This window comes from Porphyromonas bobii (genome assembly GCF_943169685.1).
In the GTDB taxonomy this organism is placed as follows: domain Bacteria; phylum Bacteroidota; class Bacteroidia; order Bacteroidales; family Porphyromonadaceae; genus Porphyromonas; species Porphyromonas pasteri.
The window spans coordinates 173,844-189,346 of the sequence record NZ_CALPBU010000002.1; the positions used below are offsets into that span (position 1 = coordinate 173,844).

The 15,503-nt window shown below is 56.8% G+C and carries 13 protein-coding genes; 6 read left to right on the forward strand and 7 right to left on the reverse strand.

From position 1 onward, the window contains the following. The 7 genes from KO088_RS03300 to purN form a co-directional block, all read right to left on the reverse strand. Complete coding sequence (locus tag KO088_RS03300; RefSeq protein WP_060935423.1) at positions 1 to 525, reverse strand: hypothetical protein; 525 nt, start codon at positions 523 to 525, stop codon at positions 1 to 3. Further along, positions 518 to 1,387, reverse strand: coding sequence for a rod shape-determining protein MreC (gene mreC / locus KO088_RS03305; RefSeq protein WP_215493558.1), 870 nt, complete (start codon positions 1,385 to 1,387; stop codon positions 518 to 520). The genes KO088_RS03300 and mreC overlap by 8 nt, the downstream gene beginning before the upstream one ends. A 21-nt stretch (positions 1,388 to 1,408) precedes the next feature. Then, positions 1,409 to 2,428 (reverse strand): rod shape-determining protein, encoded by a 1,020-nt coding sequence (locus KO088_RS03310; RefSeq protein ID WP_044115020.1) that lies wholly within the window; start codon positions 2,426 to 2,428, stop codon positions 1,409 to 1,411. Between the two features lie 26 nt (positions 2,429 to 2,454). After that, a complete protein-coding gene (purH, locus tag KO088_RS03315) occupies positions 2,455 to 3,972 on the reverse strand; it encodes a bifunctional phosphoribosylaminoimidazolecarboxamide formyltransferase/IMP cyclohydrolase (RefSeq protein ID WP_215493559.1) in 1,518 nt (505 codons plus the stop codon). 578 nt (positions 3,973 to 4,550) lie between these two features. Then, positions 4,551 to 5,357, reverse strand: coding sequence for a Cof-type HAD-IIB family hydrolase (locus tag KO088_RS03320; RefSeq protein ID WP_215493560.1), 807 nt, complete (start codon positions 5,355 to 5,357; stop codon positions 4,551 to 4,553). A 39-nt stretch (positions 5,358 to 5,396) separates the two neighbouring features. Beyond that, positions 5,397 to 8,156: a DNA polymerase I gene (gene polA, locus KO088_RS03325; protein WP_215493561.1), complete on the reverse strand. Its 2,760-nt coding sequence runs from the start codon at positions 8,154 to 8,156 to the stop codon at positions 5,397 to 5,399. 317 nt (positions 8,157 to 8,473) lie between these two features. Next, positions 8,474 to 9,043 (reverse strand): phosphoribosylglycinamide formyltransferase, encoded by a 570-nt coding sequence (gene purN, locus KO088_RS03330; protein WP_215493562.1) that lies wholly within the window; start codon positions 9,041 to 9,043, stop codon positions 8,474 to 8,476. A 164-nt stretch (positions 9,044 to 9,207) separates the two neighbouring features. Here purN and KO088_RS03335 point away from each other — a divergent pair, with 164 nt between their 5' ends. The 6 genes from KO088_RS03335 to KO088_RS03360 all read left to right on the forward strand — a co-directional run bounded on the left by KO088_RS03335 (position 9,208) and on the right by KO088_RS03360 (position 15,253). Then, positions 9,208 to 9,444 (forward strand): acyl carrier protein, encoded by a 237-nt coding sequence (locus tag KO088_RS03335; protein WP_009432584.1) that lies wholly within the window; start codon positions 9,208 to 9,210, stop codon positions 9,442 to 9,444. Positions 9,445 to 9,476: 32 nt separating this feature from the next. Then, a complete protein-coding gene (gene fabF / locus KO088_RS03340; protein WP_215493563.1) occupies positions 9,477 to 10,733 on the forward strand; it encodes a beta-ketoacyl-ACP synthase II in 1,257 nt (418 codons plus the stop codon). A 45-nt stretch (positions 10,734 to 10,778) separates the two neighbouring features. Continuing rightward, the gene (rnc, locus tag KO088_RS03345; protein WP_215493564.1) at positions 10,779 to 11,576 is read left to right on the forward strand and encodes a ribonuclease III; all 798 of its coding nucleotides are present in this window, start codon (positions 10,779 to 10,781) and stop codon (positions 11,574 to 11,576) included. Positions 11,577 to 11,903: 327 nt separating this feature from the next. Then, on the forward strand, positions 11,904 to 13,220 hold the full coding sequence (locus KO088_RS03350) for an OmpA family protein (protein WP_251419763.1): 1,317 nt from the start codon (positions 11,904 to 11,906) through the stop codon (positions 13,218 to 13,220). 165 nt (positions 13,221 to 13,385) lie between these two features. Then, entirely contained in the window at positions 13,386 to 14,255 is an 870-nt protein-coding gene (locus KO088_RS03355) for a beta-1,6-N-acetylglucosaminyltransferase (RefSeq protein WP_215493565.1), read from the forward strand. An 11-nt stretch (positions 14,256 to 14,266) separates the two neighbouring features. Then, the gene (locus KO088_RS03360; protein WP_215493566.1) at positions 14,267 to 15,253 is read left to right on the forward strand and encodes a glycosyltransferase family 2 protein; all 987 of its coding nucleotides are present in this window, start codon (positions 14,267 to 14,269) and stop codon (positions 15,251 to 15,253) included. Positions 15,254 to 15,503 lie beyond the last annotated feature (250 nt).

Genomic DNA, 15,503 nt, shown 5'->3' on the forward strand with positions numbered 1-15,503 from the left:
TCACTTCGAGCGAGCCCCTTCCCCCGTGCCGAAGAAGAAGAGGGTCATCACCGCCAGCACCCACGAGAAGGCATAGCCCGAGGCGAAGCTGATGATGATATGTAGGGCCCCCATGCGCATCCCTGCGGCCTGGAGGATATAGAGCGTGACGTGGTGCACGAGCAGGAGCAGCGTGATGAGCATCACCGAGCCTCCACGCAGCGTGGGGAAGAGGGGCAGGGCGTGCGGTATCGTGTTCTTGTCCGTGAGCAGTGAGAGGATGGGCTGGCGCATGAAGGCTGTCAGCGTGAAGGCTGAGGCGTGCAGGCCAGGCGTGAGGCTGAAGATATCGATGAGCATCCCTACGGCGAAGCCCGAGATCGAGAGTACGGTGCGGTTCGTGTCTACCGGCAGGAGCAGCAGCACGAAGGGATAGAGGTAAGGGGTCGCCACACGGAAGAGGGCGATGGGACTCAGTACCCACACCTGCAGGGCCACCATAAGGAGGGCGAAGAGGATGAAGCGCAGATAGGTGGAGCTATTCATTGGGTCTGATCGAGTCTTCGAGGGCGCGTACCTCGTGGGTGGGCTTCTCACGGATCACGTAGACGTAGCGTAGACCCTGGAAGTCCGTGGAGAGGTGCACAGGATAGTTGGCGAAGGTCCCAGCGCTGCCCTTGACGCGAGCGGGGACGGAGTCGGCGATCGTCCCGACCATCATCCCCTCGGGGAAGAGGTAGGAGTAGCCACTCGTGGTGATGGTGTCACCGATCTGGGGGTGGGCGTGTGGGGGGACGTTGCTGAGGATCGCCTCATTGGCATTCGGGCTCGAGGAAGCTGTGAGGGTGCCACTGACCTCCTGCCCGAGGAGGGTACATGCCAGGCGAATCTTCGGGTTGAGGACGGGGATGACGAGCGCGTAGTGGTCGGAGACCGCCATCACGGCGCCGACGACGCCCGAAGCACTCATCACGCCCATGTCGGTCTCGATGCCGTCACGGCGCCCCTTGTTGATGGTGTAGTAGACCTCACCCGTGTGCGTCACACGATTGACCACTCGGGCGATGATGACTGCCGAGGGATCGATGGGGAGGCTGTCGGTAGCGTGCAGACGAGGCAGCAGGCCGTGGGCTTCGGCGTCCTGCATCTGACGTGCCAGGAGGGTATAGGCCGTACGTAGACGTGCATTCTCCCTCAGTAGCTCCTCATTGCGAGGGCGCAGGCCTACATAGCTCCAGCCCTCGGTCATCAGCTCATTGACCCGCCCAAAGACGGCACTCGTCGCGTACCAGCCGAGGCTCCTCGAGTAGAGGGAGCCACTTAGGTACGTGACGAGAGCGATCGTCTCCAAGATGAGGAAGACGAACCAGTGTCTATACTTCTGGAGGAACTCTAAGAGCTTATCCACGGGCGGAGTAGGCTACGGGGCTTAGCGGAAGAGGAAGTTGAAGTTGTGGATGTTCTTCAGCGCAATGCCCGTACCGAGAGCTACAGAGTGCAGGGGGTTCTCAGCGATCTTGAAGTCAAGACCGAAGCGCTTGGAGAGGCGCTTGTCGAGACCACGCAGGAGGGCACCACCACCGGTGAGGACGACACCATTGGCGACGATGTCGGCGTAGAGCTCGGGAGGCGTAGCCTCGAGCGTGCGGAGGATAGCGCTCTCGATCTTGCCGATTGAGTTGTCGAGGCACTCGGCGATCTCACGATAGTTGACCTCTACCTTGCGGGGCATGGTATCCATCATGTTTGCACCCCAGACGGTGAAGTCTGCGGGAGCGTCATCGAGGTCAGCATAGACAGCACCTACCTGGATCTTGATCTGCTCAGCGGTACGCTCCCCGACCTTGATCTGGTGCTTCTCGCGCATGTGATCCATGATGTCCTGCGTCAGCTCGTCGCCAGCGGTGTCGATGGACTGATCCTCGACGATACCACCGAGCGAGATGACAGCGATCTCCGTCGTACCACCACCGATGTCCACGATCATATGGCCTTCGGGGGCAAGGACGTCGATGCCGACGCCGATAGCTGCAGCCATAGGCTCGTAGATCATGTAGACGTCACGGCCACCAGCGTGCTCGCTGGAGTCACGTACGGCACGGATCTCTACCTCCGTGCTCCCTGAGGGGATACAGACGACCATGCGCAGTGAGGGGGTGAACCACCCACGGCGGCGGCTGATCATGCGGATCATCCCGCGGATCATGTGCTCAGCGGCATCGAAGTCTGCGATGACTCCTTCGCGCAGGGGGCGGATCGTGCGGATGTTGGCGTTGCCCTTCTCGTACATCTCACGAGCCTTGGTCCCGACGGCGATCATCTCGCCCGTGCGGTTGTCGAAGGCTACTACTGAGGGCTCATCGAGTACGATCTTGTCGTCCTTGATGATAATGGTATTGGCAGTACCCAGGTCCATCGCCAGCTCCTGCCTAAAGGAAAATAGTCCCATGCTTATCTATTAGTCGATTCGTATTCTTAGTGCTTGAAGTGACGCACCCCCGTCATCACCATGGCTACGCCCAGGCGATCTGCAGCGGCGATGCTGTCAGCGTCACGTACTGAGCCACCAGGCTGAGCGATAGCGGTGATGCCAGCTTCGGCAGCGAGGGTGACGCAGTCGTCGAAGGGGAAGAAGGCATCGCTCGCCAGTACAGCTCCCTTGAGGTCGAAGCCGAAGTGGCGTGCCTTCTCGATGGCTTGCTTGAGCGCATCGACACGTGAGGTCTGTCCGACACCCGAGGCGATGAGCTGACCGCCCTTGCCGAGGACGATAGCGTTGCTCTTGCTGTGCTTGACGAGCTTGGTCGCGAAGACCAGATCCGTAAGCTCCTCAGCCGTGGGTGCTACCTTAGTAACGGGCTTCATCTCAGCCGTAGTCTCTACTGCGCGGTCGGTCTCCTGAGCCAGCACACCACCGAGCATCGAGCGGTAAGACCAGCGGGCATCGATGGCCTCCTTCTGACGCAGGAGGATGCGGTTCTTCTTGCCCTCGAGGATGGTGAGCGCCTCGGCATCGAAGTCGGGAGCGATGAGCACCTCGAGGAAGAGCTTGTCGATCTCGCGCGCCGTCGCCACGTCGATGGGGCGGTTGGCTACGAGTACACCACCGAAGGCAGAGACGGGGTCACCTGCCAGCGCATCCGTCCAAGCCTCGAGGAGGGTGGGGCGAGAGGCGCAGCCACAAGCGTTGTTGTGCTTGAGGATGGCGAAGGTGGGCTCAGTGAAGTCCTGGATGAGTGAGACAGCTGCCTCGACATCCTGGAGGTTGTTGTAGGAGAGCTCCTTGCCGTGGAGCTGCTCGAAGTAGCGGTCGAGGTCGCCGTAGAAGACGCCCTTCTGATGGGGGTTTTCGCCGTAGCGCAGGGGCTTAGCTTCGTCTGCCGTGAGGCGGAGAGCCGAGTGGTCCTCAGCGTCGAAGTAGCGGAAGATAGCCGAGTCGTAGTGCGAGCTCACAGCGAAGGCGCGGCGAGCAAAGTGGCGACGCTCCTCAAGGGTCGTGCGAGCGCCACGCTCACGGAGGATCTCATGCAGCGTAGCGTAGTCTGCCTGCGAGGGGATGATGACGACGTCCTCGAAGTTCTTCGCTGCCCCACGGATGAGGCTGATACCGCCGATATCGATCTTCTCGATGATATCTTCTTCGCTGGCGCCCGAGGCTACCGTAGCTTCGAAGGGATAGAGGTCTACGATCACCAGGTCGATGAGGGATAGGCCGTATTCGAGGACCTCCTTTTGGTCGGTCTCGTGTCCGCGGCGGGCGAGGATACCGCCCTGGATAGCGGGGTGAAGGGTCTTGACGCGCCCCCCGAGCATCGAGGGATACTTAGTCAGGTCTTCGACGGCAACACAAGGGTACCCGAGCCCTTCGATGAAGGTGCTGGTGCCCCCCGTGGAGACGAACTCTACGCCCTGCTCGTGCAGGAGCTTTAAGATTTCTGCTAATCCTTCCTTGTGGTATACCGAGACAAGTGCTCGACGTATGACCTTCTCCATGAGTTACTAAGCTAAGTCAAAGTGTGATGTAAAATACGGCGATCAGCACCTCACCTCCACTCGGAGGCTATCCGTGCTAAGCTACTAAGCCACACAAAAATAACGATTTTCCCGCAGTGTACCTATCTCGCGCGTATTGTGAGGGCTTCTATCCCGCCCGTGAGTACGCCCCGAGTCACACTATTACTTCGGCCCTACTACCTCCGCTTGTTTTCTTGCTCTCCTCGTCGGGTAAGTCGCTTACATCTATACGGATAGATACCTTCATTCAGCGCGAGAACTATCGCAGAGCACTACTCCTATACTTCGTCCCTTGAGGGGAGATTCTTTGGCTCATCTATGGGAAAAGTTCGGTCTACGTACGTGGATCATTTGTCCACGTACGAGCGCTCTAAAATCCACGTGCCTTGTCCTATCGTCTACGTACGTAGATCGAGGGAGTGGAATATGACTTCGGAGCTTTTTCTCGTGAGGGTAAAGGCTTTCCCTTGGGTGCTTTGTGAAGCGCACCATATAGAAGCGCACGGGCTGCAGTACCGAAGGTGTACTGCAGCCCGTGCGGTGAAGGGGTGGGGGGCTTAGACGAAGAGGAGTTGCTCGAGGGCATAGGCCACACCGTCCTCGGCATTGGAGCGGGTGACGAAATCCGCACGGCGCTGGATATCCTCGGGCGCATTGCCCATGGCGACGCCTGTGCCGGCCAGCTCGATCATCTCGAGGTCGTTGTAGTTGTCGCCGATGGCGATGAGGTCCTGTGGGGTCATGCCGAGGACATCGAGTAGGCGAGCGAGTGCACTGCCCTTATTCACACCAAGGGGGACGAGCTCGAGGAAGTAGTCGCTGGAGCGGAAGGCGCCGACACGCGTGCCGAGCTGCTCCTTGACAGCGGCCTCGAGCGGGATGAGCTTCTCCAGAGGGCCGACGGCGAGGCACTTCGGGAGGCTTTCCGTAGCGGCCTCGACGAAGTTGGGTACACGCTTGAGGGGCATGCCCGTGATGACGACTTCCTTCTCTGCGTAGGGGTCATCTTCGCGCTCGGTGAGGATGTGCTCCTCGGTGTAGGTGAGGATGTTTGCCCCATGCTCCTGCACGAGGCGGTAGAGCTGGGGGATGAGGTCGGCATCGAGGAGCTGGGCGCTGAGGAGGCGCTTGGAGCCCGCCTCGAGGATCTTCCCGCCGTTGAAGGGCATGAGGTAGCCGCCGTAGTCCGCTATCTGCAGAGCTTCGGCCAGCGCACCGAGGGCAGGGGTGGGGCGACCCGAGGCGAGGATGATGCGGGTGTCGTAGTCTCTCTGGGCACGGAGCAGGGCCGAGCGGACGCCCTCGGTGAGGACGTGCTCCTTGGTGATCAGCGTGCCGTCAATATCAAGTGCTAATAGTTTCATTATTCAGTCTTTGTGGAGTATAAATCGGGGGCGAGAGGCTTAGTGTGCATCGAGCCACGTGGGGCCATGGCCGATGCTTACCTCGAGGGGTACGCGCAGGTCGGGGTAGACGGACTCCATCGTGCTGCGGACCAGCTCGGTCATCTCTGCGAGCTCGTCGGTGGGGACGTTGAAGTTCAGTTCGTCATGTACCTGCAGGATCATACGGCTCTTGAGACCTCGCTCACGGATAGCGGCATCGAGGCGGATCATCGCGATCTTGATGAGGTCAGCAGCTGAGCCTTGGAGGGGAGCGTTGATCGCATTGCGCTCGGCATAGCCACGTACGACAGCGTTCGCGCTATTGATATCGGGGAGGCTACGGCGACGATCGAGGAGGGTCGTCACATAGCCACGATGCTTGGCTTCCTCGACGACGCGTGACATATAGTTTGCCACCCCAGGGTACGAAGCGAAGTAGCCGTCGATGAGCTCCTTGGCTTCCTTGCGGGGGATGGAGAGACGCTCGCTAAGGCCGAAGGCGGAGATACCGTAGATGATACCGAAGTTCGCGGTCTTCGCGCGGCGACGCATATCGGGCGTGACCTCCTCGGGTGTGAGGCCGTAGATCTTCGCTGCGGTAGCCTGATGGACATCTTGCCCAGAGCGGAAGGCCTCGATGAGGGCGGGGTCTTCGCTGAAGTGCGCCATCAGACGCAGCTCGATCTGCGAGTAGTCGGCGCTGAGGAAGGTACAGCCTGTATCGGGTACGAAGGCCTCGCGGATGGCACGACCCTCGGGCGTACGGATGGGGATATTCTGGATGTTGGGGTTGCTGCTGGAGAGGCGACCCGTGGCAGCGATGGTCTGGTTGAAGGACGTGTGGATCTTCCCATCGGGGTAGACGAGGTCGGGCAGCGCCTCGATGTAGGTGCTGAGGAGCTTCTTCACGCCGCGGTAGTCGAGGATCTTGCCCACGACGGGGTGCTTGTCACGGAGCTTTTCTAAAACTTCTTCGCTCGTGGTGTAGCCCCCTGTCTTGGTCTTCTTCGCCTTCTCCATGATCTGGAGTTCGTCGAAGAGGGCTTCGCCGACCTGCTTGCTGCTATTGACATTGATGGGGTGGCCGATGAGCGTGCTGATCTCCGCCTCGAGGCGCTCCAGCTGGCTCTGTAGCTCGCCCGCTTGGCGAGCGAGGCACGCCTTGTCGAGGCGTACGCCCTCGCGCTCCATGCCGAGGAGTACCTTCATCAGTGGCATCTCGATGGTGCGGAAGAGTTCGGTAAGCCCTGCCTTCTCGAGGCGCTCTGCGAAGTACTCATAGAGGAGGTGGGTGATGTGCGTATCCTCCGCAGCGTAGAACTGCAGGCGCTCGGGCTCGACCTGACGCAGGTCAAACTGCTTCGTCGTCTGCGGGGCGATCATCTCCTCGAAGGGCATCATCTTATAGCTGAGGAACTTCTCCGCCAGCTCGTCCAGCCCGTGGCGCATATCGGGGTAAAGCAGGTAGTGCGCGATCATCGTGTCGAAGTGCTCGCCAGCCGTCTCGATGCCGTAGGAGAGGAGGATATGGAGGTCGTACTTGAGGTTCTGCCCGACCTTCAGCGAGGTCGTGCTCTCGAAGATGGGGCGGAGCTGGTCGAGGAGTGCCGTAGCGGCCTCACGCTCAGCGGGCACATCGAGGTAATAGGTCGTCTCTCTGTCGAGGGCGAAGGTGATGGCTACCAGCTCTGCCGTCAGCGCATCGGCGCCCGTGGTCTCGGTGTCGAAGGTGACGACCTGGGCCTTTGCCGCACGCTCGACGAAGGCAGGGAGGGTCGTCGGGTTGAGGACCTCGATGCGCATCTGTGGTACATCCGTGGGGGCAGGTGTCTCGGCTTCCTCGGTCTCCTCGAGTCCTGCGAAGAGGTCATCGGGAGGGAGAGCGACCTTCTTTGGGGCGGGTGCGGGAGCAGTGCCGAGGACGCGAGAGAGGAGCGTGCGGAACTCCAGCTCCTCGAAGAGTCGGCGCACCGCCTCTTCGTCCTTCTCTCTGCGGGCGTAGTCGCCAGCGGTATAGCTGATGGGCACGTCACGGCGGATGGTCGCCAGATAGTAGGAGAGGCGGATGTCGTCTGCGCCCTCGATGAGCTTCTTACCCGTAGCCCCCTTGATCTCCGAGGCGTGGGCGAGGAGGTTCTCTACTGTACCATATTCGCTGAGGAGCTTCTGTGCGCCCTTCTCACCGATACCCTTACAGCCGGGGATGTTGTCTACCTTGTCCCCGAGGAGTGCGAGGTAGTCGATGACTTGTGCGGGGGAGCCGAGGCCGAACTTCTCCCGTATCTCGGCTTCGCCCCAGATCTCGTAGCCCCCGCCCTGCATCGGGCGGTACATACGGACGTGCTCGGTGACGAGCTGCCCGTAGTCCTTGTCGGGCGTGACCATCAGCACCTCGTGGCCCGCGCGAGCCGCCAGATCGCTTAGCGTACCGATGACGTCGTCCGCCTCGAAGTCGGGGACTTCAACAGCGGGGATGCGGTAGGCGGCCAGAAGCTCACGGATGAGCGGTACGGCGATGCGGATCCCTTCGGGCGTCTCTTCGCGCTGCGCCTTGTAAGCGGGGTACTCGCGGTGTCGGAAGGTGCCACCTGCGGGGTCAAAGACGACGGCGATCTCCTCGGGATTCTCCTTCGATAGGAGGTCCTCCAGCATGAGGACGAAGCCGAAGACAGCACTGGTATTGCGCCCCTTGCTGTCGAAGCGTGGGGCTTTGATGAAGGCGTAGTAGGCGCGGTAGATCAGGGCGTACGCATCGAGGAGGAAGAGTCGCTGGGCCATATCGGTGGGATGTGAGGGGCTTGTGGAGTGGGAGAGATGATGGATTGTCTGAGGGCGTGCCTGCGGGGGATGCAGTCGGCTCACAGGGACCTATTATGTAGGTATACAAAAGTACTTACTTAGCCCGTACTGCGAAAAACGGACGTTTTTCCCGCTCTCCTCAGGCGTGCTTCCTCGCCCCCTTAGCTCTCGCATATACATTATATATAATATATATGTGCGCCCGCGCGCCACGCGAGAGAAAAAGAGCCGCCCCACAGCAGTTCACTGATGTGACTCGCTGTGGGGCGGCTTGGTGATGTATGGGAGGAGCCTCCTTAGAGGAAGCGCAGGTATTGGGCGATGGTCGTGGGGAAGAAGCGGTGCTCCAGCTCGTGGATGCGCGTGGCGAGCGTCTCGACGGTGTCATCAAGGCGCACGGGACAGGTCGCCTGCAGGAGGTGACGCCCGTGGTCATAGTCTTCGTCGACGAGGTGGATGGTGATACCACTCTCCTTCGCTCCCGAGGCGATGACGGCAGCGTGCACTCGGTCGCCGTACATGCCTTGACCGCCGAAAGAGGGGAGGAGTGCAGGGTGGATGTTGATGATGCGCTCGGGGTACTCCATTATATATATAGGAGTGATGAGGCAGAGATAGCCCGCCAAGATGATGAGCTCGACGCCGTGCTCCTTCATCAGAGCTATCGGGTGCGTGCCTTCACGAAGCTCTGCGTTTGTAAAATAATGACAAGGTACACCCAGTCTTTCAGCCCGCTGGATGACCCCTGCCTGAGGCTTGTTCGTGATGATCATAGCCACCTCCGCCTCGCCTGTAGCGCGGAAATGATGGACGATAGCTTCGGCGTTTGAGCCATTGCCAGAAGCAAGTATTGCTATTTGTTTCATAAATAGTTGTATCTTTGTGCACAAATGGAGCGTATCTGTGCAGTGCGTAAGCGCCACGCGGGAATACTCCGAGCTACTCCCCTGAGTGCCGCTCATTATACGGTACAAAGGTAGAGCAATGCAGTGTAAAGAAAGAATACATAACTAAGTAAAGAAAAAGAATCATGTCACAGATCAACGAAAAGGTAGTCGAAATCATCGTCGAAAAGCTCAACTGCGAAGCAAGCGAAGTAACTCCTGAAGCAAACTTCTCCAGCGACCTCGGTGCTGACTCTCTCGACACCGTAGAGCTCATCATGGAATTCGAAAAGGCTTTCGACATCCAGATCCCCGATCAGGACGCTCAGACGATCAAGACGGTCGGCGACGCTATCAACTACATCGAAAGCAAGAAGGCTTAATAGCCCTCTCGTCGAGATAAAGGAATTTGCTGATGGAACTCAAGAGAGTCGTCATCACTGGAATAGGCGCTATCTCACCTCTCGGGGCTACGGCCCGCGAGACGTGGGAGGCTGTCGTAGCGGGGAAGAGTGGGGCAGGCCCCATCACGCTCTTCGATGCCTCAAAGTTCAAGACCACGTTTGCTTGCGAAGTCAAGGAATTTGACGTGAGCAAGTATATCGATAAGAAGGAGGCTCGCCGCTTAGATCGCTATGCTCAGTTTGCCATGGTGGCAGCCGAAGAGAGTATCGCCGATTCCAAGCTTGACGTAGAGACAGTAAATAAGAACCGTGTCGGGGTCATCATCGCCTCCGGTATCGGTGGTCTCGGGACCTTTGAAGAGGAAGTGCGCGGCTATGACGCCGAAGCAGGTCCTCGCTTCAATCCCTTCTTCATCCCCAAGATGATCTCGGATATCTCCGCAGGTCAGGTGTCGATGAAGTATGGTTTCCACGGGCCCAACTACTCCACGGCTTCGGCCTGTGCTTCGTCTACGAACGCACTGATCGATGCCTGCCACCTCATTCGCCTCGGTAAGGCCGACGTCATCATCACTGGTGGTGCCGAAGCCTCTATCTGCGCTGCTGGTGTCGGTGGATTCAATGCGATGAATGCCCTCTCCACTCGCAATGACGACCCTCAGGGTGCTTCCCGCCCCTTCAGCGCTTCGCGTGATGGCTTCGTCATGGCCGAAGGTGCTGCTTGCCTCGTCGTCGAGGAGCTCGAGCACGCCGTCGCTCGTGGTGCACATATCTACGCTGAGCTCGTAGGTACTGGCCTCTCGGCTGATGCTTACCACCTCACGGCTACTCACCCTGATGGGCTGGGTGCTAAGCTGGTGATGACTAATGCACTCGAGGATGCAGGGCTCTCCCCTGAAGATATTGACTACATCAACGTACACGGGACTTCTACGCCTGTCGGGGATATCTCCGAGTCCAAGGCTATTAAGGAAGTCTTCGGTGACGCTGCCTACAAGCTGAATATCAGCTCTACGAAGTCTATGACGGGTCACCTCCTCGGCGCCGCTGGTGCTATCGAGGCTGTCTTCGCGCTCAAGGCCGTAGAGGAGGACATTGTCCCCCCCACGATCAATCATGCTGCCGACGACGGAGATCCCGAGATCGACTACAAGCTGAACTTCACCTTCAACCAGGCTCAGCGTCGTACCGTCCGTGCTGCCCTGTCGAACACCTTCGGTTTCGGTGGGCACAACGCGAGTGTCATCTTCAAGAAGTACGAGAAGTAATACGGCTCCACAGCCACGTATTATCAAGACTCCCTCTATAGCTCTATGATTATACGTATCGTGCGAGACGGACTTATGAGGCTCTTTGGGCGCAAGCCCAAGGAGCCTCTCTTCCTACTCGTCGAGCTCCTCGGCTTTGAACCACATGACCCCGAGCTCTACGACTTGGCTTTCCGTCACAGCTCGGTGAGTAAGACCGACAAGGAGGGCTTCAAGCTCAATAATGAGCGCTTGGAGTTCCTCGGTGACTCGGTGCTGGCCACGGCAATGAGTCATTACCTCTACCAGCGTCACCCACACTGGGATGAAGGAGAGATGAGTAAGCGCCGTGGTGCTATCGTCGGGCGCAAGGTCAACAACGCTGTCGCCCAGCGCATGGGCCTTGATCGTCTGCTTCAGATCCGTCGCGAGGCACGTCAGAGTAGTACCGATATATATGGTAATACGCTGGAGGCGCTCATCGGGGCAATCTTCCTTGATCAGGGCTATGCCCGTGCCGAGGCGTTCGTCCACCAGCGTATGGTGCCCCTCTTTACGGAGCTTGAGGCAAGCCTACGAGAGCAGACGACGAACTATAAGTCGCTGCTCTTAGAGTGGACGCAGAAGCACCACCTTACTCTTGACTTCCGTATGCTTCAGGAGCCGAAGCGCAGTGGAGCACCCTTCGTCTGTGGAGTCTACGTCGATGAGCGCAAGGTCGGCGTCGGGAGTGGTCCGAATAAAAAGGTTGCCCACCAGGATGCTGCGCATCGTGCGCTCTTGGCTCTCTGTCAGGCTGATCCTTCGGTAGCAGAAGAGCTGAGTATCCCCCAGGGAGAGCAGGGGCTTATTGACCTACCTTGATCGAAGCGTAGCCAGCCCTTTGCCTTCAGAAGTCGGTGCAATCTGCTGATATTATGAAGGTCAATAATTGGGATTCATTGCGTTTTCGTATAAAAACGTTATCTTTGCCGTGTGTAAATGTGGCTCTATGCGAAGGGCCACAGGGTGTGTCCCTGCTTACGGCTTGCTGCTTTAGGGGCTTACTCTGCCTCCCATAGATGAATGAGAGATCCTTGTAAAACAGCTCAAGGTCGCCTCTCTCAAGGACTTTGCGTGCGCCTCACGCTGTCTGCCCTAGCCCATCTGTGAGTGTAAAGAAGAACGTGTACTCAATAATTAAATATGAATATGATGTTAAGAAAGAGTTTAATTGCTGCAGTTGCTTGCCTTTCACTGGCTCCTGCTCTGCGTGCTCAGCAGACGACCGACTCCGTGTACACGGTAGAGGTGAAGGATGCTGATAAGTATCGTGTAGAAACGAATCGCTTCGGCGCTAACTGGTTCGCTGGTATTGGTGCTGGTGCACAGATGTATTTTGGTGACCACGACAAGCAGATGCGCTTTGTCGACCGTATCACCCCTAACTTCGAAGCTTACTTCGGTAAGTGGTTCACCCCTGGTATTGGTATCCGTCTTGGTGCTAATGGCTATAAGATCAAGGGTGTATCTGGTTGGACGGGACACAACAATGCTATCCCCAGTCTCAACCGCGGTAACTACGGTGGCTTCATCACGGATTGGAATCCCGCTACGCACACTGGTAAGGTCTACCAGCACGCTAACGTAGGTTATCCTCTCTATGAAACCGAACAGCAGTACATCCACGCTCACGCTGACGTGCTCTTCAACCTTACGCAGATGGTCTGCGGTTACAACGAAGATCGCTTCTACTCGCTGATTCCTTACGCTGGTCTTGGCTTCGCTACGACTCTCGAGCGTGCTTCTACGACGGGTCGTCACTCTAATGAAGTGACTGCAAGCGTCGGTATCCTCAACCGCTTCCGTATCAACCGTGCTTGGGATATCAACCTCGATATCCGTGGTGCTTACGTTGGTGACCACTTCGATCAGGAAGACGTTTCTGCTACCGTTTCTGGTCAGCCCGTTAATACGTCTGGTCGCTGGGGTGAAGGTCTCCTGACCGCTACTGTAGGTGTTAGCTACAACTTCCCCAAGCGTGGTTGGGATCGTAGCACGGTCACCACGATCCGTGTCAACGAAAACGTCCTCAACGACCTCCGTGGCCGTCTGAGCGACCTCGAAGGTCAGAACAGCGACCTCCGTCGTCAGCTCGAGGAAGCTCTCAACCGCGAAGTTACTCCCGAGAACGTTGCTTCAGGTATGCCTCTTCTGGTTACCTTCCCCATCAACCGTTGGACGCTCAGCAACAAGGATCGTGTAAACCTCGGCTTCCTTGCTGAAGCTCTCAAGGCTAACCCCAAGCTCGTTTACTCTGTCTCTGGTTATGCTGACAAGGGTACGGGTAGCGCAAAGCGTAACATCTTCCTCGCTCGCAAGCGTGCTGAAGTTGTTTACAACTGCCTCGTTAACGAGTTCGGTGTTTCAGAGTCTCAGCTGAAGAAGGATTCGCACGGTGGTGTTGCTAACATGTACTACAACGACCCCCGTTGCAGCCGCTCAGTTCTGTCGAAGGTCGCTGAGTAATCCTCTTACTCCCCCTACTGACCCTGGGTAGGCAACTCTCGTTGCATTCCAGGGTCAGCCCCCTAAGTGGCCTCCCTCTTTAGTCTGAGCTATTCATAGTCTCTACTAAGGGGGAGGCCCTTACATTTAGCTACACTACACTATTGCTCTCTGCATCATTTCAGTATGAAACACGCTTACCTCATACTGGCTCATAATGAGCCTGAGCTTCTCTCGCTTCTCATCGGGAGACTGGATGATGCGCGCAATGATATCTATATCCATTTTGACCGTAAGCTAACACTCTTACCTGACGTTAAGACCCAGCATGCCGGGCTCTACATCCTCAAGGATCGAGTGGATGTTCGCTGGGCTGACGTAAGCATGATTGAGGCAGAGTATAAGCTCTTCCATGCGGTCGTGGACTCTGGCCGTCAGTACAGCCATCATCATCTTATCTCTGGAGTGGATCTTCCCCTGAAGAATCAAGACTATATCCACAGCTTCTTTGCTCAGCACCAGGGAAAGGAGTTTATAGGGCTGCATCAACTTCCGATGAATAGCCGGGCTGACCGGGCACTACATTATTGGCATCCTTTCACTCGATCATTCCGAGGGAATGGATCTATCTTTGAGATCAAGCGTATACTTCGCTTCTTGGTAGTTCAGATCCAGGTCCTCTTAGGTATCCGACGTAATACCACAATTCCCTTCCACAAGGGGGGGCAATGGGTTAGCGTTACTCGTAAGCTTATAGACTATCTCTTGGAGCAAGAGGATAGTGCGCTCACCATCTTTTCTCGTACCTTTGGTGCGGACGAATACTTCGTCCCAACTCTTATTTGGGGTACTCCCTTCATGGATCGCCTTTTTGATGCCACCGATGAAAGTCGAGGAGCCATGCGCTATATTGGCTGGAGGGATGATGGACAGCTTATAGATTTTACCCCTCAGGATCTCCCTGCACTTCAGCAGACGGAGTATCTCTTTGCTCGCAAATTTAATTCGCGTAATAAGGCATTTCTCCAAGAGATTTTAGCCCTATCTACCCCCTGAACTGAAGGCTGATGAGTCCGCTAGTCTCCATTATCATCCCTGTGTATCGTGCAGTCGAGACGCTCCCTGCATGTTTAGCTCAGCTGAAGGCTCAGACCTATCGGCCACTCCAGCTCGTCTTTATTGATGACTGCAGCCCTGACGATGGTCTTGCATATCTCGAGAGCGAGCGCTCTGGCTTAGAGGCTTCGGGTATAGAGGTGGCGATCCTGCATCATGAAGTTAACCGTGGGGTCGCTGTTGCTCGTAATACAGGGCTTGATGCTGCTCGAGGTGAATACATCTATTCGGTTGATGCTGATGACCTTTTGCAGCCAACAGCCATTGCAGCCTTAGTCCAAGTAGCAGAAGAGTATCGGGCTGATGTCGTTGGGTGCGAGTACCTACTACAGGAGGGGACGAGTCAGCGACCTATTACGCAACCCGATGTGCAGACAGGGAGTGAAGCTTTTGCTCAGATATGTTATGGGCGAATGAAGTGGAATCTTTGGCTCTTCCTCCTTCGTCGTAGCCTGATAGAGCGGTCCCCTGCACTGCGCTTCCTTCCCGGTGAGAATATGGGGGAGGACCTGATGCTTATGGGAAAGTTGCTCCAGCGTGCAGGTCGAGTGGCTATTGTCCACCAACCTTTCTATACCTATGTTCGCTCAGATAGCCAAATTACTAGTACTTATCGCCCCGAGCACTGGCAGCAAGTACAGACTAATGTCTTGGAGCTTGAGCGCTATCTAACGCTACAAGCCTCCAAGGAGTCGTTGGAGCTTCTCCACTATCTGAAGCTCAATCTCAAGCTTCCCCTTTTGCTCTCACACAGCGCTTGCAACTATGAGCGCTGGACTCGTATGTATCCAGAGAGCAATGAATATATCCTCAAGAACCAGCATCTCCCGCTGCGTACGAAGCTATTGCAGTGGATGGCCTCACGAGGCCAGTTTTGGTTTGTGAGACTCTACGATAAGGTCGTCATGCAGTGGCTCTATAAGGCTCTTTATCGCTAAGAATAGTAGTGTATATGTGGAAGCTTATTCAGATCCTGACCATAGCCGTTCTTGTGAACGGCTCCTACTATTCATTTAACTTTGCGTTCTGGGCTTCTGGTCCTAACACAAAGATGATCCTAGCGCTCTTCGGGGTGCTCTGGTTTCTCTATGATTCGTGGCGTGGTGGTAAAGGCGTATCTATCCCCCGCGTACTCCTTGGTGGAGCTATCTTTTCAATTCTATATTCGCTAGTCAACTTAGTAGCTGT